20 protein-coding genes and 2 rRNA genes (1 of these 22 only partly in view) are annotated in these 22,602 nt (G+C 47.5%); 10 read left to right on the top strand and 12 right to left on the bottom strand.

All coding sequences use genetic code 11. The annotated features are described in order from the left end of the window. Positions 1–26 precede the first annotated feature (26 nt). From NNX04_RS18265 to NNX04_RS18240, 6 genes are all read left to right on the top strand, one after another. A complete protein-coding gene (locus NNX04_RS18265; protein WP_007646309.1) occupies positions 27–611 on the top strand; it encodes an SIS domain-containing protein in 585 nt (194 codons plus the stop codon). Beyond that, the gene (locus NNX04_RS18260) at positions 611–1,204 is read left to right on the top strand and encodes a BON domain-containing protein (RefSeq protein WP_261946719.1); all 594 of its coding nucleotides are present in this window, start codon (positions 611–613) and stop codon (positions 1,202–1,204) included. The genes NNX04_RS18265 and NNX04_RS18260 overlap by 1 nt, the downstream gene beginning before the upstream one ends. Positions 1,205–1,363: 159 nt before the next feature. Further along, complete coding sequence (locus NNX04_RS18255) at positions 1,364–1,954, top strand: LemA family protein (protein ID WP_040393914.1); 591 nt, start codon at positions 1,364–1,366, stop codon at positions 1,952–1,954. Positions 1,955–1,986: 32 nt separating this feature from the next. Further along, positions 1,987–3,999, top strand: coding sequence for a M48 family metallopeptidase (locus NNX04_RS18250; protein ID WP_261946718.1), 2,013 nt, complete (start codon positions 1,987–1,989; stop codon positions 3,997–3,999). A gap of 124 nt (positions 4,000–4,123) precedes the next feature. Beyond that, entirely contained in the window at positions 4,124–5,407 is a 1,284-nt protein-coding gene (locus NNX04_RS18245) for an aminotransferase class I/II-fold pyridoxal phosphate-dependent enzyme (protein ID WP_151056232.1), read from the top strand. Between the two features lie 307 nt (positions 5,408–5,714). Then, the gene (locus tag NNX04_RS18240; protein WP_151056230.1) at positions 5,715–6,239 is read left to right on the top strand and encodes an aminoacyl-tRNA deacylase; all 525 of its coding nucleotides are present in this window, start codon (positions 5,715–5,717) and stop codon (positions 6,237–6,239) included. 104 nt (positions 6,240–6,343) lie between these two features. Here NNX04_RS18240 and NNX04_RS18235 read toward each other — a convergent pair whose 3' ends face one another. Next, positions 6,344–6,766, bottom strand: coding sequence for an ExbD/TolR family protein (locus NNX04_RS18235; protein ID WP_007646299.1), 423 nt, complete (start codon positions 6,764–6,766; stop codon positions 6,344–6,346). A gap of 1,308 nt (positions 6,767–8,074) precedes the next feature. Between NNX04_RS18235 and NNX04_RS18230 the strand changes: the two genes are divergently transcribed. After that, the gene (locus NNX04_RS18230) at positions 8,075–8,917 is read left to right on the top strand and encodes a hypothetical protein (RefSeq protein ID WP_261946717.1); all 843 of its coding nucleotides are present in this window, start codon (positions 8,075–8,077) and stop codon (positions 8,915–8,917) included. Between the two features lie 80 nt (positions 8,918–8,997). Here NNX04_RS18230 and NNX04_RS18225 read toward each other — a convergent pair whose 3' ends face one another. Both NNX04_RS18225 and NNX04_RS18220 read right to left on the bottom strand, forming a co-directional pair. Continuing rightward, complete coding sequence (locus NNX04_RS18225; protein WP_261946716.1) at positions 8,998–9,672, bottom strand: flagellar brake protein; 675 nt, start codon at positions 9,670–9,672, stop codon at positions 8,998–9,000. Positions 9,673–9,769: 97 nt separating this feature from the next. Continuing rightward, entirely contained in the window at positions 9,770–10,444 is a 675-nt protein-coding gene (locus tag NNX04_RS18220) for a cyclic nucleotide-binding domain-containing protein (protein WP_261946715.1), read from the bottom strand. 323 nt (positions 10,445–10,767) lie between these two features. Here NNX04_RS18220 and NNX04_RS18215 point away from each other — a divergent pair, with 323 nt between their 5' ends. Next, on the top strand, positions 10,768–11,847 hold the full coding sequence (locus NNX04_RS18215) for a TonB family protein (RefSeq protein ID WP_261946714.1): 1,080 nt from the start codon (positions 10,768–10,770) through the stop codon (positions 11,845–11,847). Positions 11,848–11,939: 92 nt separating this feature from the next. Here NNX04_RS18215 and NNX04_RS18210 read toward each other — a convergent pair whose 3' ends face one another. The 4 genes from NNX04_RS18210 to NNX04_RS18195 form a co-directional block, all read right to left on the bottom strand. Then, positions 11,940–12,500 (bottom strand): hypothetical protein, encoded by a 561-nt coding sequence (locus NNX04_RS18210; protein ID WP_007646287.1) that lies wholly within the window; start codon positions 12,498–12,500, stop codon positions 11,940–11,942. Positions 12,501–12,568: 68 nt separating this feature from the next. Further along, positions 12,569–12,907 carry a hypothetical protein gene (locus NNX04_RS18205; protein ID WP_007646285.1) on the bottom strand — a complete coding sequence of 113 codons (339 nt, stop codon included), beginning with the start codon at positions 12,905–12,907 and terminating at the stop codon, positions 12,569–12,571. 5 nt (positions 12,908–12,912) lie between these two features. Next, the gene (locus NNX04_RS18200; RefSeq protein ID WP_007646283.1) at positions 12,913–14,490 is read right to left on the bottom strand and encodes a peptide chain release factor 3; all 1,578 of its coding nucleotides are present in this window, start codon (positions 14,488–14,490) and stop codon (positions 12,913–12,915) included. 70 nt (positions 14,491–14,560) lie between these two features. Then, positions 14,561–15,919, bottom strand: coding sequence for an MATE family efflux transporter (locus NNX04_RS18195; RefSeq protein WP_261946713.1), 1,359 nt, complete (start codon positions 15,917–15,919; stop codon positions 14,561–14,563). Positions 15,920–16,101: 182 nt separating this feature from the next. Here NNX04_RS18195 and NNX04_RS18190 point away from each other — a divergent pair, with 182 nt between their 5' ends. Both NNX04_RS18190 and NNX04_RS18185 read left to right on the top strand, forming a co-directional pair. Continuing rightward, positions 16,102–17,424, top strand: coding sequence for an ATP-binding protein (locus tag NNX04_RS18190; RefSeq protein ID WP_261946712.1), 1,323 nt, complete (start codon positions 16,102–16,104; stop codon positions 17,422–17,424). Continuing rightward, on the top strand, positions 17,417–17,950 hold the full coding sequence (locus tag NNX04_RS18185; protein WP_007646278.1) for a response regulator transcription factor: 534 nt from the start codon (positions 17,417–17,419) through the stop codon (positions 17,948–17,950). Before NNX04_RS18190 ends, NNX04_RS18185 begins: the two co-directional genes overlap by 8 nt. Here the strand turns inward: NNX04_RS18185 and rimI are convergent. The 5 genes from rimI to NNX04_RS18160 form a co-directional block, all read right to left on the bottom strand. Then, positions 17,947–18,423 carry a ribosomal protein S18-alanine N-acetyltransferase gene (gene rimI, locus NNX04_RS18180; protein ID WP_007646276.1) on the bottom strand — a complete coding sequence of 159 codons (477 nt, stop codon included), beginning with the start codon at positions 18,421–18,423 and terminating at the stop codon, positions 17,947–17,949. The genes NNX04_RS18185 and rimI overlap by 4 nt on opposite strands. A 9-nt stretch (positions 18,424–18,432) precedes the next feature. Next, positions 18,433–19,218, bottom strand: a complete 786-nt coding sequence (locus tag NNX04_RS18175) for a hypothetical protein (protein WP_261946711.1) — start codon at positions 19,216–19,218, stop codon at positions 18,433–18,435. A 5-nt stretch (positions 19,219–19,223) separates the two neighbouring features. Beyond that, complete coding sequence (locus NNX04_RS18170) at positions 19,224–20,774, bottom strand: 2-isopropylmalate synthase (protein WP_007646261.1); 1,551 nt, start codon at positions 20,772–20,774, stop codon at positions 19,224–19,226. A 163-nt stretch (positions 20,775–20,937) separates the two neighbouring features. Next, a 5S ribosomal RNA gene (gene rrf, locus NNX04_RS18165) occupies positions 20,938–21,053 on the bottom strand. 188 nt (positions 21,054–21,241) lie between these two features. Next, a 23S ribosomal RNA gene (locus NNX04_RS18160) occupies positions 21,242–22,602 on the bottom strand; it runs 1,527 nt beyond the window's last position.

Here is a 22,602-nt window from a genome sequence, read left to right as displayed (position 1 = left end):
ATCTACGAACACAGCAGCTGAAACCTATGGATCAACGTGTCATCACCCTGTTTCACGAAAGTATCGAAGCCAAAATGCATGCGGGTGAACAACTCGCCCCACTAATTGCCCATGCCAGCCAAGTGATAGTGCACGCCTTGCTCAATGAGAAAAAAGTACTAACCTGCGGCAATGGTATTTCCGCGGCGCAAGCGCAAATCTTTACCGCCAGCCTGATTAATCGCTTTGAACAAGAGCGGCCAAGTTTGCCAGCATTTAATATCGGGGCAGATTTCACTACCCAAACTGCGATTGGCAGCGACAGCAACTTCAATGACATCTACGCCAAACAAATCCGCGCTCTCGGCCACCCCGGCGATGTGCTGGTGCTGCTCACCAGCACCGGCAAAGCCAGCAATTTATTGCAAGCCATCAGCGCCGCGCACGATAAAGAGATGCAAGTGATTGCGCTCACCGCAGGCGATGGCGGGGATGTGGCGGCGTTATTGGATCAGCATGATATTGAACTTCGCGTGCCCTCTGTGGCCAAACCCCGTATTCACGAGGTGCACCTGCTCAGTTTATTCTGCTTGTGTGACCTGATTGACCAGCAATTGTTTGGAGGATTCTAATGTTATTTAATCGCGCAACCCGCTCCGGTTTTTTATCGCTGCTGCTGGTGTTGATCACACTGTTTTACCTCAGTGGTTGCGCCAAGATTATTCAGGTCACCACCAGTGAACCCATTCAAATCAGTACCAATAAACGCACACTCGGTACACGTATTAATGACAGCCAATTGGAAACCTTTGCGCGCGTCAACCTCAACAAAGCCAGCAAAGAGCTGGAAGATTCACGTATTCATATCGATAGTTTCAACGGTGTCATTCTGCTTACCGGACAAGTACCCAGCGAAACGCTGCGACAATTGGCAGGCGCCACTGTTGGCCAAATTAATACCGTGCGCCAGTTGCATAACGAACTGATGGTAAGCGAACGCACCCGATTGCCCGCACACACAAAAGATGCCTGGATTACCACTAAATTAAAAACCAAACTCATTGCCAGCAATATTCAAAGCAATCGCATTCGGATTATTACCGAATCCCAAAGCGTGTATTTAATGGGGTTGGTATCGCGCCACGAAGCAGATCGTGTTACCGAAATGGCGCGCACCACCAACGGTGTTAAACAAGTTGTGAAAGTATTTGAATATATCGATTAACCCTCGCTCCACCCTTTGACGTTTCCCCCAACCCCAACAGCTCATCGCCAACCACTGGTATTCTGCAACCATCCTGCTAGTATCTGGGCAGTGCGTATGGGCGCGGCATTGCTGTCGCCTTCAGACAATAATATTTTCAGGCAAAGGAACCTCATTATGATGACCACCGTAATTATTCTTGTTGTGATCGCCGTGTTGGTGTTCTACGCGATTGGTATTTACAACAAACTGGTGACGCTGAAAAACCGCTTTGAAAATGGCTTTTCACAAATCGCCGTGCAACTGAAACGTCGCTACGACCTGATTCCCAATTTGGTAGAAACCGCCAAAGCCTACATCACCCATGAACGCGAAACGCTGGAAGCTGTAGTGAAAGCGCGCAATCAGGCCATGCAAGGTTTACAAGCCGCGAGTGCAAACCCCGGCAGCCACACTGCAATTGCTGAATTGGCAAGTGCCGAAGGTATGCTCGGTGCAGCAATGTCGCGCTTGAATGTCGTGATGGAAGCTTACCCGGATTTAAAAGCCTCACAAAATATGTTGCAAGTTTCCGAGGAACTCACCAGCACCGAAAATAAAATCGCCTTTGCGCGTCAGGCATTTAATGATGCCGTTACCGAATACAACACCTACAAACAAACCTTCCCTCCCGTTATTTTTGCCAAGAGTTTTGGCCACAGTGAAGACGCGACGCTGCTCGAGTTTGAAGACCACGCTGAAATTCAAGCGGCTCCCAAGGTGCAATTCTAAGCAGACCTCTATAAGCACACGGGTGTGCATCGATGAATTTTTTTGAACATCAGGATCGCGCGCGGCGCAAAACCAAACAGCTAGTGCTATTGCTGGGACTGGCAGTTGTTGCACTCATTGCTATTACTACTTTCGCCGCGACCGCGCTGGTTTATCTCTCGGGCAATGCTGAACCTCAAGCCTATGAGCACGCACACACTTTTTGGAGCGGTACACTCCATGCATTGAGTGTGCAATCATTTTTATGGATCGCCCTTGCAGTAACCAGCGTTGTGTTTCTCGGTAGCCTATTTCGCTTTATGCAGCTGGGTTCTGGCGGCAGAGCTATTGCCGAAGCCATGGGCGGGCGCTTATTGCTCGGCCAAACCACTGATCCGGATGAGCGCAAAATCCTGAATGTGGTGGAAGAAATGGCCATCGCCTCCGGCACTCCGGTACCGCCGGTCTATTTAATGGAAGATGATGCGATTAACGCATTTGCCGCGGGTTATCGCCCACAAGATGCGGTGATCGGTATTACCCGCGGCTGCATTCATCAACTGTCACGCGATGAACTACAAGGTGTAATCGCCCACGAATTCAGCCATATTTTTCACGGTGATATGCGTTTGAATATGCGTTTGGTTGCATTGCTCTACGGTATTCTGGTGATTGGTTTAATTGGTGAATTTTTATTGCGCAGCAGTCGCGCCTCCAGCCTGGTTCGCTCAAGTCGCGATAAATCTCCGGGCGGCATCATGCTGGTTGGGCTCGGCTTATTAATTATCGGTTATACCGGCACTTTTTTTGGCAACCTGATCAAAGCCGCGGTCAGTCGTCAGCGCGAATTTTTAGCCGATGCATCCGCCGTACAATTTACTCGCAACCCCGACGGCATTGCCGGTGCATTGAAAAAAATTGGTACCAATAGCGAGGGTTCCACCCTGCACAATGAGCATGCAGCTGAATTTAGCCATATGTATTTCAGCCAAGGTGTGCGACTTTTTTTTAATATGATGGCGACACATCCACCACTGGATGAACGCATCAAACGCATTCAACCGCGCTGGAATGGACAACTCGAAACCGCGCTTCACGGCGCAAATACGAACACTAATAAAGGAAGCAAGACTTTTGGTGATGAGACCGCCGGTTTTGCCCACGCAGCCACACCCAACACCGCATCAATGACTATTAATAGTGGCGCTACTGCCACTCTTGTCGATGTTGTTGATATAACTGGCGGTATTGACATTAATACTACCCTGCAACAAATCGCCCAACCGACCACCGCGCAATTAAGTTATGCACAAACCTGTTTGAATCAAATCGCCCCGGAATTAAAAACGGCTAGCCAGGATGCATTTAGTGCGCGTGGAATAATATTTGGTTTACTACTTGATGCTCACGCCGAACAGCGTAATCGCCAATTGGCGTTACTGAGCGAACATCTCACCACCAGCGAGTTGCAAACCATCAATCCAATTATTCATGCCAGCGCCCAGGCTGCAATACACTTGCGTTTACCGCTTATCGAACTGAGCATAACGGCACTGAAACAATTGTCGGAAGCACAGCAACAAGACTTCCTGAGCTGTTTGAATGTGCTAATTCAAGCCGACCAAAAAGTGAGCCTGATGGAATGGGCGATGTATCGCATAGTGCTGCACAACATTCGTCGCGAACAACAGCCCTTGCGTACACGTTCACTGCTAGAAATGCATGAAGACTGCCAACTGTTAATGTCGCTACTTGCCTATACCGGTGCACGTCATCAGACGGAAGCAGAAAATGCGTTTGCCCAAGCCAGCAGCGCGTTGCCGTTTAAACAATTTACCTTGTTGGCCCGCACCAGTATAAAACTTGATGTAATGGATGCGGCACTGGAACGATTGAATCAACTAAAACCACTACAAAAGCCACAACTGCTTAAAGCCATGAGCCTCTGTGTAATGCATGACGGTAAATTACACACCGCTGAAGCCGAATTATTTCGCGCACTGGCGGATGGACTGGACTGCCCGATTCCCCCCCAACTACAAGCCCTGCCCATTACTACTCGCTAACATACTGATGCGAATCAAAAGGCGATTAAAAGCACTGCGAGTTACATAATCGCGCTACAACATTTACGGCCTGAACGGTTATAATGCCGCGCACTTTATCCCGCCAACCAAAGAGGTACTCACCTTGCAACTGGACAACGCATCTGTCGCGCAATTGCGCGAATGGGAAAGCCAACTGACCGAACAATATCAGGCTATTCTCGCTAAAAAACTGAATCTGGATTTAACCCGCGGCAAGCCTTCTGCCGAACAATTAAATCTGTCTGATGCAATGGATGGTTTGTTAAACGGTAACTACATTGCCGCCGATGGCACAGACACTCGCAACTATGGCGGTCTCGACGGTTTGCCCGAAGCCAAACAACTGGGCGCACATATTATGGATGTAGACGCCGCCAACGTACTGGTCGGTGGCAATTCCAGTCTGACCCTGATGTTTCAGGTGATGCTCACGGCTTATCAATTTGGCTTGAAGGATGCCGCCAGCGCTTGGAAAAACGAAGGTGAAGTGAAGTTCCTGTGCCCGGTTCCCGGTTATGACCGCCACTATACTGTATGCGACCAACTCGGCATCAAAATGATCAACGTTCCCATGACTTCCACCGGCCCCGACATGGACGTGGTTGAGTCATTAATCAAAGCCGACAAATCCATCAAAGGTATGTGGTGTGTACCCAAGTACTCCAACCCTACCGGCGTGGTGTATAGCGATGAAACCGTTGAGCGCATCGCCAAACTTGGCCAAATCGCCAGCGCAAACTTCCGTGTATTCTGGGATAACGCCTATTCAGTTCACGACCTGACGCCGAATGCGCCCAAACTGGCTAGCATTCTGGAAGCAACTCGTCGCAATGGCACTGAAGACTCCGTGGTGCAATTCGCCTCCACCTCAAAAATTACCCATGCTGGTTCAGGTGTTGCTTTTGTCGCTGCCAGCGCTGCCAACCTTGCAGGTTTCAAGAAGTTCCTGAACAGCTGCACTATAGGCCCGGACAAAGTAAACCAAATCCGCCACACCCGCTTCCTGCCCACTAAAGACGCGCTGATGGCCCATATGGGCAAACACGCTGAACTGCTCAACCCTCGTTTTGACGCGGTATTGACTGCATTGGGCAAGGCGTTTGACGGTACAGATTTAGGTGCGTGGGAAAAACCCGTCGGCGGCTACTTTGTATCCTTTGATACACGCAAAGGCTGCGCGAAAGAAACCGTGCGTCTGGCCGCTGAAGCCGGTGTGAAGTTAACACCTGCTGGCGCAACCTACCCCTACGGCAAAGATCCGGAAGATCGCAATATTCGTATCGCTCCGTCTGTTCCTACCGTACCGGAAGTGGTTGGCGCGATGGAGGTATTTGTGACCTGTGTGAAATTAGCATCCGTTAAACAACAATTAGCAAACCTTGGTTAACGCCTGATTACGATTGCAAGCCCCCTAAAAAAAGCCGCTCACTGAGCGGCTTTTTTATTGCGTAATACAACGTGATAACGCAAATACTCCCAGAGGATTAAAAACTGACTGATCTAACAACCACCGCTTAATTCCAAAAGACTTGGCGCATTATTCAAAAAGCTTCCTATACTGAAGCTAACCGGAACTGATCCATCACTGATTTGGTGAAGTATCAATTTCTACTTATCAACTAATTTGCATTCTAAAGTTACAACAAAACACTACTTAATCCCTTCTCTATGAGTGTCGTTTCAGGAGATTTTTTATGGGTGTTGCCGCTACCGTTGAAAACTACTTAAAAACAAAACAAATCGAATTTACGTTGCTTGAACATGAGTACTGTGAGGGTTCCTATAACACTGCGCGCGTAGCAAAGATTGATGATCACTGCCTGGCCAAAGGTGTTTTACTGCGCGACGAAGACTTTCATTACACACTTTGTGTGCTGCCAACCCGCAACAAAATTTTGCGCCATACCTTGAATCAAATTTTTGATCGCCATATGGAACTGGTGGAAGAGGAAGAACTCAACGAAATATTCCGCGACTGCGCAGAAGGCGCTATTCCAGCACTGGGTGAAGCTTATGGGCTGGATGTTATCTGGGATGAAGAATTGATGGGTGTGGAAGAAGTTTACATAGAAGCTGGCGATCATCGCCATTTAATCCGCCTGAAACAGCCCGACTTTGTGCAACTTATGGAAAACAAACTGCACGATCATTTCAGCGCGGAACGAAGCCATCACAGCAAACTACCCAAGAAATATATCCGTCAGGAGTATGAGCTTTAAACCTCCGGAATCTTAATTAGTCAATTACACCGAAAGAACAAACTCTAGACATAAAAAAAACCGCCTTGTTACCAAGGCGGTTTTTTTATACAGAAGGTCGCTTACTACTTGGAGGGAACCAACACTACATTGGGTGCCTTAGCTTCGCGTGCCGCATCAGCGACCGCAACATAAGTACCAGTGTGCGCGGCTACATCAGCCATAATAATTACTGACGCCTTGGGTAACTCAGCACGCAAACGCTCGATGTTAGAGCGAACAGCACGGGTATCCACACGACGCTCACCTTCCTTCTCCATCAACCAGATTTGGTTGTCAGCAGAAATGCGCACCAGGATATTCGGCTCAGCATCATCCGGCGGTGGATTATTGTTTGGCTCTGGAACGTTAGGATTGATACCGATTTCCTTCACAAAGGAGGCGGTAACAATGAAGAAAATCAACATAATGAACACTACGTCGAGCATTGGCGTCAGGTCAATCTCGTTAGTATCATCGCCGGCACGGCCTTTCTTTCTGCGGCTCACTGTGGGTACTCCTCGTGGTGTTATTTGGAACGTTATATTTAGGTATAGAGTAAAAGGCTAATTCTAGCAGTTTTGCCGTCGCAAAAACCAACCCTTTGTGCTGCCTGAAACCAGGAATTTACGCCAAATATTCGGGCTATAGCCTTCATTGGAAGTTCATTTTTTGGCCAACGCTGCTTTCCCGCTGATATCCACTGTGAAGTGTCAATAAACAGGCATATAAGGCAGATCCCACCCAAGCGACCAAAAGTCTCTCACCTGGATGAAAAATCACTGCTGCTACGCTTCAACAAGCGCTACTCAACAGAATGACCGCTTAAAAATAATCAGCCAGGCCTGAAAATCTCCAGCCATAAACTAGACAAGATTTTTTGCAAAACTATCCCTTTTTTCGAAACCAAAAGATGGACCGATGTGACGTGTAACACATGCATCAACATCGCCGGCATTCACGTTAAAAAAACCATCCCAAAAAGTACTTTGCTTTAGTGTGCGAAGAGTTAGTCAGGGAAACATCCAGCGTTAGGCTTAATCATTTTTCCAAAACCCATCTCTTCAAATATTACTTCCGCCATTGTTGCAGCCCCTATCAACTTAATCTTCTCGCTTTAGGGAAATCGAACACTCGATCAATGTGAGTTTTTAGGTCAACAGCACTTGGGGCATAGTGAAAAAATTAACAACCAGTTTAAAACCTCGCGCTCACCCCAATGCTACAACCACGGCGTGGCTACAATGAAATGATTTTCCAAAAGCGCCAACCTTGGAATGAAGAGCTAGCAGCCGTTTTATAGTTTGTTCAGCAGAAAGTAGCGTCTAATCAACCAGCCGGATAGGAGCACCGCCATCAGTCACAGAATAATTCCTGAATTCGGGTAGATGACTTCATGCCAGAAACATATTCAACGACCAAATTGAGCATCAAGCGGGTGTTTTTTTGGATCAGCGGAAGCACAAAAAACTGCATTGAGCTGCTAACACTTAAACGCCAGCAGCCCTCCACCAGCAATAAAAAAACGACTGCAACGCTGCAACTAAAAAACTAATTTTGAAATTATCCGCCATAAACCTTTCCCGGCAACAAAGATAACCAGTTTCTATTTCTTGATGACGCAAAGTCATACAACTAAAAAACTTTCGGAAATATTCCGAAAAAGACATTTTTTTACTAAAAATCATCAAAAAAATGCGTTTTTATTGACTATTTAACGCAAAAAACTTGAATTTTTTTCATAAAGTTTTAACTTATACATGTTGGACTTTTTAATCCATTTATCGACCTTTCGAAAACCATAAAGGAAGCACACCATGGCTGCACGTAAACAAACCGCTGTTAATACTGTTGCAAGTTTGGAACAGCAATTAGCTCAACTGAAAACCCAACTCTCTAAAGCTCGCGCTGCACAAGCAGCAGATGCTGTTAAAGCTGTTGCTGGTTTAGCTAAAGATGCCGCTAAAGCGACTGCTGCATTGAAAGCTGCTCAAACCAAGTTGACTGCTGCTGCTAAAAAGAAAACTCCAGGTTCAGCAAAACAAGTTGCTGCCGCTAAAGCTGCTGTTGCTGCCGCGAAGAAAGATGCTGCTGCCGCTAAAGCTGCTGTTGTTAGCGCCAAGAAAGAAGCTGCTGCTGCTAAAGCTGCTGCTAAACTTGCCGCTGCTCACGACAAAGCAGTTGCAAAAGCAGAAGCTGCTGTTGCCAAGCGCTTGAAAGCTGCTGCCAAGAAGTCTGCAGCTAAAAGCAAAGTTGCTGAGAAGAAAGCTGCTGCTAAAGCTAAATTAGCTGCTAAGAAAGCCGCCGCCAAAGCAAAACTGGCAGCAAAAAAACAAGCTGCTAAAGCTAAAGCTGCCGCTAAAAAGGCTGCGTTAAAGAAAAAAGCGGCTGATAAAAAAGCGGCAATTAAAGCTAAATTAGCCGCTAAGAAAGCTGCCGCTAAAGCTAAAGTTGCAGCAAAAAAACCAGCGGCTAAGAAAGCTGCCGTTGCCAAACCAGCTGCTGCCAAAAAGCCTGCCGCACCAAAAGCTGCTGCCGCTAAAAAGCCAGCAGTGAAAAAAGCTCCTGCTGTTAAAAAAGCGCCCGCCGCTAAAAAACCAGCTGGTGCAGCGCCTGCAAAACGTGGCCGCAAGCCAAAAGCAGCTGTACCTGCTGCTTAATTTGTGAAGCACCAATAAAAAAGGCACCGAAAGGTGCCTTTTTTATTGCTGGAACTTTATCTATTAAACCAAAGCTACTCTTAGCCAGCTATCTGATCTTGGTGTGCCATATGACTAAAAACATAGGCATACATTATTAACCGCTCGTCATCACTGAGATCAGAAAACTCAATTCCGTAACTCACTAACGCGCCCTCTTCAATATTCTCTGTGGGATCCACTCGAGATCGAACAATTCCCTTAAGTACTAACGAATGTTTTAACCCGAGAATATCAACAACTGCTTGCAGCTCAAGCATATCCCCCAGTTCAGCAACATCTGAAAACAATTCTATTCTGCAACCATTGACACTAATATCGGCGATAAAACCTGTCACCGGTGAAGCCGTAAGGTCGCTAACAGAGGTGATTTCGATTTTCTCATGCACCGTTACACGAGTCGCACTACGAATTCCCTTAAAGGTGACAGACTCCGGAAAGCTCAGATGCAAAATCGGATAAGGTTCTGTGGTTTGTGCCTCCACCATTCCGGCAAAAACACCGATACCATTATCAATCATTAAACGTACAACGATTTTCTGACCCGCCCTGAATCGTACCAATTTACCGGATAGCTTTGGAACGGATAGCAGCAACGCACGCCCAGGTAAACAGCCTATTAGTCGACATGAAAAACGCTCCGGCTGCCCGGAAAGAGAAGAGGTTTGCAATTGCAACGGATAGCCGTAAGCCAATTTTAGATCTTCGAATTTCATTGCAGCAGTCACTGATTGTAAGTTGTTATTTTTTTAGTGTAGCAGTGTACAAAAGCTTTGCCCGAGGGCTTTGGTAACGGGATGAGCAGTATCTCGTTTACACCGGCCCCGGTTGTTGCAGCGCCTCGGCAGAGAGCACACCGAACTCTTTATTCCACTCAATGAGCAGTATTGCCAAGGCTTTCGATTGTTCAAAGAGAGACAATAACTCTTCGTATGTATCTTTAGGGCCATGATAAAGTTTTATCTGGCGATGCCTGTTGGCTAGCAAATGCTGCAAATGCTGCGAGCGGTAGACTTCCAATTTCCACCGCAGATTGTGCGCCATATTACGGTAATAGACTAATTTAGTTGCACGTGAAATGGGACTGGTTGCATTGAGGGGACCAAACACATTGATGTCCAATGCGAGCACGGTAGATTCTTTTGCGCTTTGATCCGCAATAATAGTAGCGGTGCGTGGTTGGCCAACTAACTGCGCCAGATCACCAAATACTTCACCCGGTGTTACATAATTCACCAGATCACTTTGCAGAGGCTGATCGACGTAAACAGCCAACTTGCCCTTTAACAAAAAATACAACCAATTACTTTGTTCACCTTTTTGCACCACTATTTCACCGGGCAGGTAAGAAACGATGCGGGATGCTTGAACTAGCAAATCAAATTGCTTAGGGTCTTGCTGACGAACGGCTTTGAAAAATGAGATTCCTGAGAGTAAATGCTCCAGGGTAGCTTTAGGATATTTATGTATAGGCTTCGTTTCCATCATTGACCCGTGTCACTGTGTATTTATCTTTACTTGCCGATAGGGCTACCAGCTTATATCACCTTTATAGAAAGGGCATCATACTACTGAAAAGAGGCAGAACAACGGTAGACATCTCATTTACACAGTTCGCTCCTTGTTCATTTTTCTATATCATACAAACGTACTTATAATAACGGCAGCAACAGCTACTAAAGAATAAATTAACCACAGACAATAAAGTCTCATTAATAGAGAGTTGTACCACTATGCGATTGAGCCACCTATTACGCGTATTGCCCGGCCTCCTTCTGGCAACCCTGAGTCAATTTCTACATGCAGAGCCAATGTTAAATGGTGTGGGGGTTCACCAGGAACTTGGCCGTGAAGTTTTTATTGGCGCGCTCTTTTCGGAGTCGCTGAGCAATGATGCAGGCACCCTGTTGAGAAACTCGCAGCCCATGCGCATGGAATTAAAAATAGTTGCCCCTGAAGGCATCACGGCACGTCGGTTCAGCCGCTTGTGGATTGAAGGGCTTGCCGTGAACAGTAAAGCCGATGAATTAATGGCGCAGGCAGACAATACTGTGCTTTTTGACAATATGTTCAAGGGACGCTTACAAAAAGACGATCACGTTGTAATCGCAAGTGCACCCGGCGCTGGAATATCGGTCAACCTGAATAATATTGAACTGGGCAAGATCGAAGATGAGTCCTTCTTTTATATGTTACTGGCCACCTGGATCGGCAACGTACCGCTGTCATCTGATTATCGCGATAGCCTGTTAAAAGTTGGTGATGTCGACGCTGGCTTACGTGGCCGATTTGCCGCTATTGCACCTGCAGCAAATCGCGCAGCAGAAATTAATGCCTGGAATAATAAACTCCCCGCCGTGGAGCCGATTGCTGCAGCGCAAGCGCCAGCAGAAGTACCCAAGCTGGATGCACCTGCTATCGATAAACCTAAACTGGATATACCTTTGCCAGTTGCACAAAAGAGTAGTGTAAGCAAATCATCGGCAGCCCCGATAATTGCACAAGTGGCATCAAGTGCACCTGCAGCTGCTGCACCGGTTTCAACACCTGTTGCCGAAGAGGAAGAGGATGAAGGCCCTGCACTCACCGCACAAACACTCTTGGCACGCCAGTTCTACGTATCGGATTCAATCAAGAAAATCCGCACCAAAACCAAATATCCTCAACGTGCATTAGATCGCAATCAAGCGGGTAACGTGCGGGTCGCTGTTGTGGTTGATCGCGATGGAAACTTGATTAGCAGTAGTATTATTGAGAGCAGCCAATACGACTTGTTAAACAGAGAAGCACTGGAAGCAATCAAACGTTCAGCGCCCTTTCCTGCATTGCCAGAAGCCATCTCAGGGACTCGTTTTGAATTCAGCGTCCCCATGCGTTGGGCCCTCCCCTGATTCAGGAGTGTAGCGCGATAAAATCGCCATAAGCACACAACAAAAAGCCACCGCAAGGTGGCTTTTTTAGTTATATCTCAGGCTAAAAATAATTAGCTCAGCTGACGCAAACGCTGCTCAATCACCTTATGAATTCCCGATCGTTCCAACCCGGAATGCTCTGTTAAACGATCCAAATGAATCGCGTGCAAATGCAAACAAGGGGTTGATGCGTCCAACTCGCGCAGGTCTCCCTTCATTAATACCGGCAATAAGGGCTTATTAGGAGGTAACTTCTGCCGAACAATATTCAACCCCATTTGTAAGGGTACTGCTCGATATTTAACAGTACCGCTGCGAAATGGAATACGTAAAAACAAACACGGGCGGGATTGATAAATGCCGGGAATAATTTCCATACCCGTTGGTGTCACTGCCGATTCAGGGATTCCATTAAACGTGTCGTGCGGTGCGTAAGGGTTGGGCAAAATCACCAACTTACGCTCCTCTTCCTTTGGGAAGAAAATATTGTAGTTGGTATAGAGTTGCTCTACGGAGCTTGAGTAAACACACAGTCTGTTTTCAAACCCCATAACGAAATCAACCGCGCGTTGCCGCTGGTTAAAAGCATCGAGATCCCAGATAAGATCCTTGTTGTCAGAGGCTATTGTCACAGTAGAACCTGCCGTTGGTTAAAAATAGTCGCACAATTTAGCGCAGTATGGGCGAGCAAGCGCCCATGCTACCTGACATCAATATCTAATGCTTCAACCTGTTGAAGAATAGCACGCAGCTGCGCCAAGCCGGGTTCACTGAATAAAAATCCGGCCCGGGTATGACCGAGATATTCCGTTTCATCAATAGCCGCGCAGGCCGTGCGAATAGTTTCAAGAGGAGGACAGTGGCGAAACGAGCTGGATAAAAAAATCGCCCATTCATTTTCACTCGCCTGACCAACCAATACCTTTTGTAACAGGGCGATTACATCGGCTTTTGTCATTAAATAATGTGGCGTTTTTACCCAGAGCAAAACCGCCATTACCATTAAAAACACAGCAAGAGTAATGACAAACGCCAGCATACTAATTAGTGCTCACGGGTTGCCCGGAACACTACCTCGGGGTGACGCTCCTGGGTTAAGGATAGATTTACCCGCGACGGTGCGAGATAGGTCAGGTGACCGCCGCCATCCAACGCGAGATTCTCGGCGCATTTACGTTTAAATTCTTCCAGCTTTTTGGTGTCATCGCAGTCACACCAGCGCGCGGTGGTCACATTCACTGGCTCATACATAGCTTCCACTTTGTATTCATCCTTCAAACGATAGGCCACCACTTCAAATTGCAGTACACCCACAGCGCCAACCACAATATCGTTATTGTTAACCGGGAAAAATACCTGGGTCGAACCCTCTTCCGATAATTGCTGCAGGCCTTTTTGCAGCTGTTTCATTTTCAGCGGATCTTTCAAGCGAATGCGACGAAACAATTCAGGCGCAAAGTGAGGGATACCGGTGAACTTGAGGCTCTCCCCCTCGGTAAAGGTATCGCCAATTTGGATAGTACCGTGGTTGTGCAAACCGATAATATCGCCAGCAATTGCCTCTTCCACTGCACTGCGGTCGCCCGCCATAAAGGTTACTGCATCGGCAATTTTTACATCCTTCCCTAAACGCACATGCTTCATTTTCATGCCCTGCGAATAAGTGCCGGAACAGATGCGCATAAAGGCGATGCGGTCGCGATGTTTTGGATCCATATTCGCCTGAATTTTAAAAATAAAACCGCTGAACTTTTCTTCCGCCGGCTCAACCAAACGCTCATGGGTTGCACGCGCACGCGGGGTTGGTGCCCACTCGACAAAGCCATCCAGCATTTCACGCACACCAAAATTACCCAGTGCGGTACCAAAAAATACCGGCGTCATACGCCCCGCCAAATATTCATCCAAATCAAACTGATGGGTTGCACCGCGCACAAATTCAATTTGATCGCGAATATCCTGCGCGTAACTGCCCAGCAGTTTGGTAGCCTCATCGCTATCCAACCCGTTGATTTGAATATCATCGGGAATTGTGTGCCCCATGCCCTGCTGATAAACGTGAATCACATCAGTATAAAAATTATAGACGCCGACAAATTCCTTGCCGCTCCCCAACGGCCAGTTGATGGGCGCAGCAGTAATTTTTAGTACGTTTTCAATTTCATCCAGCAATTCAACTGCATCGCGACTTTCACGATCCATTTTGTTGATAAAAGTGAGAATGGGTGTGTCACGCAGGCGGCAGACTTCCATCAATTTAATAGTGCGATCTTCTACACCTTTTGCGCCATCGATCATCATCAGCACCGAATCCACCGCAGTGAGTGTGCGATAGGTATCTTCCGAGAAGTCTTCGTGGCCGGGAGTATCAAGCAGGTTGACTATGCGATCTTTATAGGGAAATTGCATTACCGATGAGGTTACGGAAATTCCGCGCTCCTGCTCCATAGTCATCCAGTCAGATTTGGCGTGCGGGCCGCGCTTACCTTTAACCGAACCGGCTAACTGAATGGCGTTACCCCAGAGCAATAATTTTTCGGTGACAGTAGTTTTACCGGCGTCGGGGTGAGAAATAATGGCAAAGGTACGGCGCTTTGCCAGTTCAGCAGTTAAATTAATCATAGAAATATCGCGTGTTAAAAATGAAGAAAAAGATGAGGAAATTATAACCTGTTGCGCAAGCTTGCGCGCGTTAGGCCTCAGCGAGCAGGGTCTGCTGTTGGATATGTGTTTTGAGCCAGCACCAAGCCCAAATACCGAGGCCGAGATTGGCAAATGCAGTGGCAATAAAAATACCGATCATGCCCCACCAATGCTGCCCCAACCAGGCAAGTGGCAAATAAATATAAAAGACGCGTCCCGAGGAAATAATCATTGCCGGCCAGGGGCGCCCCAAACCATTAAAGGCCGCATTGACCGACATCACCAACCCATAGGCGCCATAACTGATAGGCACAATCATAAAATAAGCGGCAGTGATGCTGACAACTTCAGGGTGATCGCCAAATAAGCGGGCAATCTCCGCCCCAAAAATACCCAGCAATAATGCCAGCCCCAAACCAAATGCGAGGCAGAAAACCGTCAGTACCCGCAAGGCTTCCTGTAATCGCTCTACGCGACCTGCACCGTAATTCTGCCCAAAAAATGGCCCAACTACTCCCGAAAGGGCATAAAACACTATCAATGCCAAAGGTTCTATGCGCATCGCAATACCCAGTGCGGCAACCGCATCGGTGCCGTACGCAGCTACCATCGCAACCACTATTGCACTGGCAAACGGAATGATGACATTGGCAAACATCGCTGGCACACCCACCTCAATAATGGCCATCCACGACGCTTTTAATTTCTGCCAGGGCAAGAATGGGGTCACCAGCATATGTACGCGCGCGTGCAATATATAGAGCGCCACCACCAACATCAGCGCGCGGGTAATTAATGTCGCCAATGCTGCGCCCTGTAATCCCAGCGCTGGAAACCCGAGTAAACCAAAGATCAACAGCGGGTCGAGCAGTACATTCAATAGCGCTGCCCCCCCCATCAAATAGCCCTGCACCTGACTCATGCCCATCGCCCGCAGGGCGGATAAACACACCATCGGCACCATTAAACAAGGGGCACTGAAATACCAGATCGACATGTAGGAGCGGATGAGCGGGATTAAATCAGGCGTAGCGCCCAAGGCGAGAAACAGCGGTTCCAGCGTAACCCAGCCGAGTAAACACACACTGGCGGAGATAATAAAGGTGAGACTCATGGCATCGGTTGCCAAGCGCTTGGCTTTGTGTGGATCCCCCTCGCCAATCGCACGTGCTACCGCGGAGGAAGTACCCGCACCAAGACCAATGCCGAGACTGGTGAGCACCATAATGACCGGAAAAGTAAAACTGAGTGCCGCAAGGGGCTCGCGCCCTAATTGGGCAATAAAAAAAGTCTCTATAGCATTGAGCGACATAGTTGCCATCAGCCCCCAAACCAAGGGCAATGCCAAACTTTTTAATTGTTCGGAAACGCGCCCTTCGGTAAGGGTTGCCTGTAGGGGTGTCGCCATAAAAACTGCCAAATGCGCGGAACAAAAATGGGCGTGCAGTATACACCAGTCCCCTTGCTGCCCCGCGCTTGCGGTTGTTAAAGCTGCGACAAAGTGTCGCACGCGGCAAGGGATAATCGGTTATTGCGCCCCTTAGCGCTATAATCGCCAAACACATTTTGGCAACAGCCAGCGATCAAGCAATGAATTCCAACAATCCTAAAGCGGATACCACCAACCGAGCACCATTTACCCTGGCTGACCACGGCCAACATCTTGGCTACTGGGTAATTATCCGTACGCTCGTTTTAATTTGTTTAGGTATTGCCGCCCTGTTTTGTCTTTGGCGAGATTCAATCAATCTTCCTTTTACGGAAATACTTATTGCGCTGGTAATATTAACCAGTGTGAATTTGTTAACTTTTTCGCGCTTGCGACAAAAACTACCGGTTACTGATATTGAGTTTTTTATCCAGCTATTGATTGACCTCGCCTGCTTAAGTGCCGTTTTTTATTTTAGCGGCGGTGCCAATAACCCCTTTGTTTCTTATTTTTTAGTACCCATTTGCATCTCCGCTGCCACGTTAAACAGTCGCTACACATTGAGCATTACCACAATCAGTATTATCAGTTATTCCATCTTGTTATTTTTTAATATTCCTCTGCCCGCACTTGCGCCACACCAGCATCATGGCGGAGATTCTTTGAACTTACATGCGTTGGGAATGTGGCTGAATTTTTTTATCAGTGCCGGACTCATTACTTATTTCGTCGTGAAAATGGCGCGTGATTTACGTCTGCAAGAAGCACAATTAAATCGCTGGCGTGAAGACCAACTGCGCGACGAACAGGTTATGGCTGTCGCAACCCTTGCGGCCGGAACGGCGCATGAACTGGGAACACCATTATCCAGCATGAAATTACTGCTTAATGAGCTACGCGATGAATACCAAAGCAATACACATCTACAAGAAGACTTAGTGCTACTACAAGACCAAGTGGCTCACTGCTCAACAATTTTGCGTAATTTAATCGCCACTGCCGAACAAACCAAAGATGGCCAAGTCACCAAAGAACCCGTCGATAACTACTGTAAAAACCTATTGGAAAACTGGCAACTGATGCGCCCCGATGTCACCGCACAAATTCATCTGGCCAATAACCAAGTATCTGTAGAATGCCAATTTCACCCGACCATTGCACAAGCAATTTTAAATCTGTTGAATAATGCCGCCGATGCAAGCCCGACAAATATTCAGATTGATATTCACTGGGATAAACAACAACTTTATTGGACGATAACCGATGAAGGACCGGGCATTAATAAGGAGGTACAAGCGCACCTTGGGAAAAGTGTGGTATCGACAAAAAATAAAGGGATGGGCATTGGTTTGCTGCTGACACAAACCACTATTAATCGTTACGGTGGTGAAGTACGTTTGTACAATCGAGCTGTACGCGGCGCAATTACCGAACTGGTACTTCCGCTTAAACCGCCATCCGTTGCGAGCAACCACGATGAATAACCGGGACTTTCTCATTCTGGATGACGACATCACCTTCGCCAGCCTATTAACACGGGCCTTGGAGCGCCGTAACCTATTGTGCGAAGCGGCCAATAGCCCTAGCGATGCATTACAGTTATTAGAAAAGTTTCATTTCAAGCGCGCGATTGTCGATTTGAAATTAGGAGCGGATTCTGGTTTGCAATTTATTCGCGAACTCAAATTGCGCCAACCGGATGTGGTAATCGTAATGCTCACAGGATATTCAAGTATTTCTACTGCAGTAGAGGCAGTCAAACTCGGTGCAACTAATTATCTGTGCAAGCCCGCCGATGCAAATGAAATACTGGCGGCATTTGATACGGAAGAGTCATCGTTTACGGTAGATATAGATTACTCACCAATTTCAGTTGATCGACTGGAATGGGAACATATACAACGTGTGCTACAAGAAAATGCGGGGAATATTTCCGCTACGGCACGGGCATTGGGAATGCATCGTCGAACCTTACAACGCAAATTGCAGAAGCGCCCGGTAAAACACTAAAGCTGGCGCGCCATAAGCAAAGCATCTTCATGTCCATTGGCGGTGGGATAATAATTTTTGCGATTACCCAGTTCAAAAAAACCTGCTTTGGAATAGAGTTCAATCGCTTTTTGATTGGACACCCTCACCTCAAGAAAAAGCATATCTGCCTTGCCTGCCACACATTGCGTGGCGTATTCCAGCAAAGACTGGCCAATACCTTTGCGTTGAAACGCGGGCGAAACAGCCAAATTCAATAGCTCTGCATCACCGCCACCATGAGTGACAACAACATAACCTACCAGGGTGTTTTTGGTCTCTGCCAGCCAACATTTTTGCCGCCCTTTCAAGCAGTCCTCAAAGCTGGATTGCCGCCAGGGATGTGAATGCGCACTGCGCTCCAGCTGCATAACGGCAGGAATATCCGCCGCAGTAATTTCACGCAAACAAAGTTCGAGACCAGTGTAAGTAACAAAATGTGGAATATCATTCATGAAATAAATCTATTTAACGCTCGCCCAAAAATGAGCCTTAAGACGGGGCTGCTGCAACAATTCCACCAAGCTCGGCAAAATAATGGCGCGCAGCGAATTCACACCAGTTCCCGTAGAGTTCAACACATGTTCCTGCCAATAGACATCTGCAGGTTTTATTTCGGCGTCCAACAAATAACGAGCGGCGTTGTCCCCCATCAACCACAATCTGTTAATTGGGCGCAACTCGTTCTCTACAGCGAGCCAGGTTTGCAATTCATTGCGCGCGTCATCGGCTGTACGCGAAACAAATCGGTTTTCAATCATCGGCCAACGCATGACCTCTTCGCGCAAATCAGGTTTTATCGTTGGTAAAAATGTGCGCAACAAATTATTCAACAATAATTCTGTTGGTAGGGCCAAACTGGAATTGCGCGAATCGACAATCAAAAAACCGGGTGCAGGGCGCCATAAGCTCAATGCAAATGGCTCAATAACAGGTGCTTTTTTGGTTTCAAACTGATCAAGAATGCTAGCTGCATTAATAGGTACAGTTAATTTTTTAACGGGTGCCACATCGGCAAGAATTTCAGATGCGACACTATTGCCGACGGGCGCGGCTAACGGCGTTAATGTTATGGGGGACAAAGAAGTTGGCGCGAACTTATCTTGCAATAACGAGGGCTCTTGCGCCGCTACCGAAATGGGCAGTTCACAAACAACCGATGGCGGAGCAAAAGGTAATATCATGCGCGGCATGTAATTTTCTATGCCTAGCGCAGAAAGATAAGCTTGCCGTTGCAGCTCATTCGCCATTGTCTTTAAATTCCACCATGCTGTGGGTGCGCTTTTGCACCGCGCGATACGAGCAAGTTCAATGCATGCACATAAGCCTTAACCGAAGCAGCCACTATATCGGTATCCGCTCCCACACCGTTAACAATCTGGCCTCGATGCTCAAGCCTAACCGTGACTTCACCTTGAGAATCCGTACCCTGGGTAATCGCATTGACAGAGTAGAGCTGCAATACGGCACCGCTATTCGCCAAAGTCTCAATCGCTTTAAATGCAGCATCAACAGGGCCTGAACCAGTAGACGCTACTGATAGGCTTTCTCCACTTACCTTTAATTGCAACGATGCTTTAGGGTTCTGCCCCGTTTTGCAGTGAATCTCTAGAGCCTGAAATTCATAAACATCAACAAGTTCGTGAGTTTGCGAAGCGCTAACCAATGCCTGTAAATCTTCATCAAAAATTTCATGTTTCTTATCAGCCAACTCTTTGAACTTGGCAAACGCATTATTGAGCGCATCGCTATCCGCAAAACTTATACCCAAGGCTTCAAATCGAGCTTTCACCGCAGCGCGCCCTGAGTGTTTGCCCAAAACCAATTTATTGGTATTCCAACCTACATCTTCCGCGCGCATAATTTCGTAGGTTTCGCGATGCTTTAAAATACCATCCTGATGAATTCCCGACTCATGTGCAAAAGCATTTGCACCCACTATTGCCTTGTTAGGCTGCACCGGAAAACCGGTGATCGTTGAAACCAGACGCGAGGTTGGCACTATGTGGCTTATATCAATACTTGTTTCAACGGGCATTAAATCTTTGCGCGTTTTCACTGCCATTACAATTTCTTCAAGTGCAGCATTACCCGCTCTTTCTCCCAAGCCATTGATTGTACACTCGACTTGCCGTGCACCATACATAACTGCAGAGAGTGAATTGGCAACGGCAAGGCCCAAATCGTTGTGACAGTGGGTAGAGAAAATCGCTTTATCAGAATTAGGAACTGCTTCTATCAAGCGGCGAAACAGTAAGCCATATTCTCCAGGCTCACCGTAACCAACGGTATCGGGTAAATTAATCGTGCGCGCGCCCGCATTAATCACCGACTCAATAATGCGGCACATGAATTCGAACTCTGAACGGCTGGCATCTTCAAGTGAAAACTCAACATCATCGGTAAACTGACGCGCTAGTTTAATCGCTGCAACAGCCTGCTCTAATACTTTGGGCGGCTCCATTTGCAGCTTGTATTTCATATGAATGGAAGATGTGGCGATAAAGGTATGTATACGCCCTGAATTGGCCGGTTTGATAGCTTCTGCTGCACGTTCAATATCTCCCTTCACCGCACGCGCCAAACTACAGACAGTTGAATCTTTTATTACTTCGGCAACCGCACGTACTGACTCAAAATCACCAGGACTGGCAATCGCAAAACCAGCCTCAATGACATCTACACGCATTTTTTCAAGCATTTTTGCAATGCGAACTTTTTCATCCCGGGTCATAGAAGCACCGGGACTTTGCTCCCCATCGCGCAAAGTAGTATCAAAAATCACCAGTTTGTCTTTGCTGCTCATAAAAAAATCCCATGAAATTTATTGGCTAATTATACGTCAGCCATCGGAAAATTAGTGTGCGAACCCCGGATCGAATTTTTAGATAATAAAATGAAAAAAGACTATGAAAAAATCAGCAAAAAAAACGCCCTGCAGATATCTGCAGGGCGTTCTGTATTTAAGAGCTTGACGATGACCTACTCTCACATGGGGAGACCCCACACTACCATCGGCGCTAAGTCGTTTCACTTCTGAGTTCGGAATGGGATCAGGTGGTTCCAACTTGCTATGGTCGTCAAGCAATTCGGTATGAGTTCGGAGGTCTTAGGATGTGTAGTACATCAGCCTCGATTGACTCAAATAGGGCGATGGAATGCAAAGTTTTGCTGTATGTATTTTTTGGATGCTTGCGTATCGTACAAGTCCGGTTGCAGATAAGTTTTACTTTCTGCCTGAATCGTAAACCGTCTAACAGTCGTTTCTGTTATATGGTCAAGCCGCACGAGCAATTAGTATCAGTTAGCTCAACGCTTCGCAGCGCTTCCACACCTGACCTATCAACGTCGTAGTCTTCAACGGCTCTTTAGGGGGCTTAAAGCCCCAGGGAGATCTAGTCTTGAAGGAGGCTTCCCGCTTAGATGCTTTCAGCGGTTATCCCGTCCGAACATAGCTACCGGGCAGTGCCATTGGCATGACAACCCGAACACCAGAGGTTCGTTCATTCCGGTCCTCTCGTACTAGGAACAACTCTTCTCAAATCTCCAACGCCCACGGCAGATAGGGACCGAACTGTCTCACGACGTTCTAAACCCAGCTCGCGTACCACTTTAAATGGCGAACAGCCATACCCTTGGGACCGGCTTCAGCCCCAGGATGTGATGAGCCGACATCGAGGTGCCAAACACCGCCGTCGATGTGAACTCTTGGGCGGTATCAGCCTGTTATCCCCGGAGTACCTTTTATCCGTTGAGCGATGGCCCTTCCATACAGAACCACCGGATCACTAAGACCTACTTTCGTACCTGCTCGACATGTCTGTCTCGCAGTCAAGCGTGCTTTTGCCTTTACACTAACCTCATGATTTCCGACCATGATTAGCACACCTTCGTGCTCCTCCGTTACTCTTTGGGAGGAGACCGCCCCAGTCAAACTACCCACCATACACTGTCCGTAACCCCGATAAGGGGCCGACGTTAGAACCTCAAACATACCAGGGTGGTATTTCAAGGACGGCTCCATCGAAACTAGCGTCTCGACTTCAAAGCCTCCCACCTATCCTACACAGATAGGTTCAAAGTTCAGTGCAAAGCTATAGTAAAGGTTCACGGGGTCTTTCCGTCTAGCCGCGGGAACACGGCATCTTAACCGCGATTTCAATTTCACTGAGTCTCGGGTGGAGACAGCGCCCCCATCATTACGCCATTCGTGCAGGTCGGAACTTACCCGACAAGGAATTTCGCTACCTTAGGACCGTTATAGTTACGGCCGCCGTTTACCGGGGCTTCGATCAAGAGCTTCGCTTGCGCTAACCCCATCAATTAACCTTCCGGCACCGGGCAGGCGTCACACCCTATACGTCCACTTACGTGTTTGCAGAGTGCTGTGTTTTTAATAAACAGTTGCAGGGGCCTGGTATCTTCGACTGCCAATAGCTTACGGGGCAAGCCCTTCACCATCAGCAGTGCACCTTCTCCCGAAGTTACGGTGCCATTTTGCCTAGTTCCTTCACCCGAGTTCTCTCAAGCGCCTTGGTATTCTCTACCTGATCACCTGTGTCGGTTTGGAGTACGGTCTCTTTTTACCTGAAGCTTAGAGGCTTTTCTTGGAAGCATGGCATCAAGCACTTCAT

Source organism: Cellvibrio sp. QJXJ (assembly GCF_024452345.1).
In the GTDB taxonomy this organism is placed as follows: Bacteria; Pseudomonadota; Gammaproteobacteria; order Pseudomonadales; family Cellvibrionaceae; genus Cellvibrio.
The sequence above is the reverse complement of the archived record's forward strand: the minus strand, read 5'-3'. Positions and strand labels throughout refer to the sequence as shown.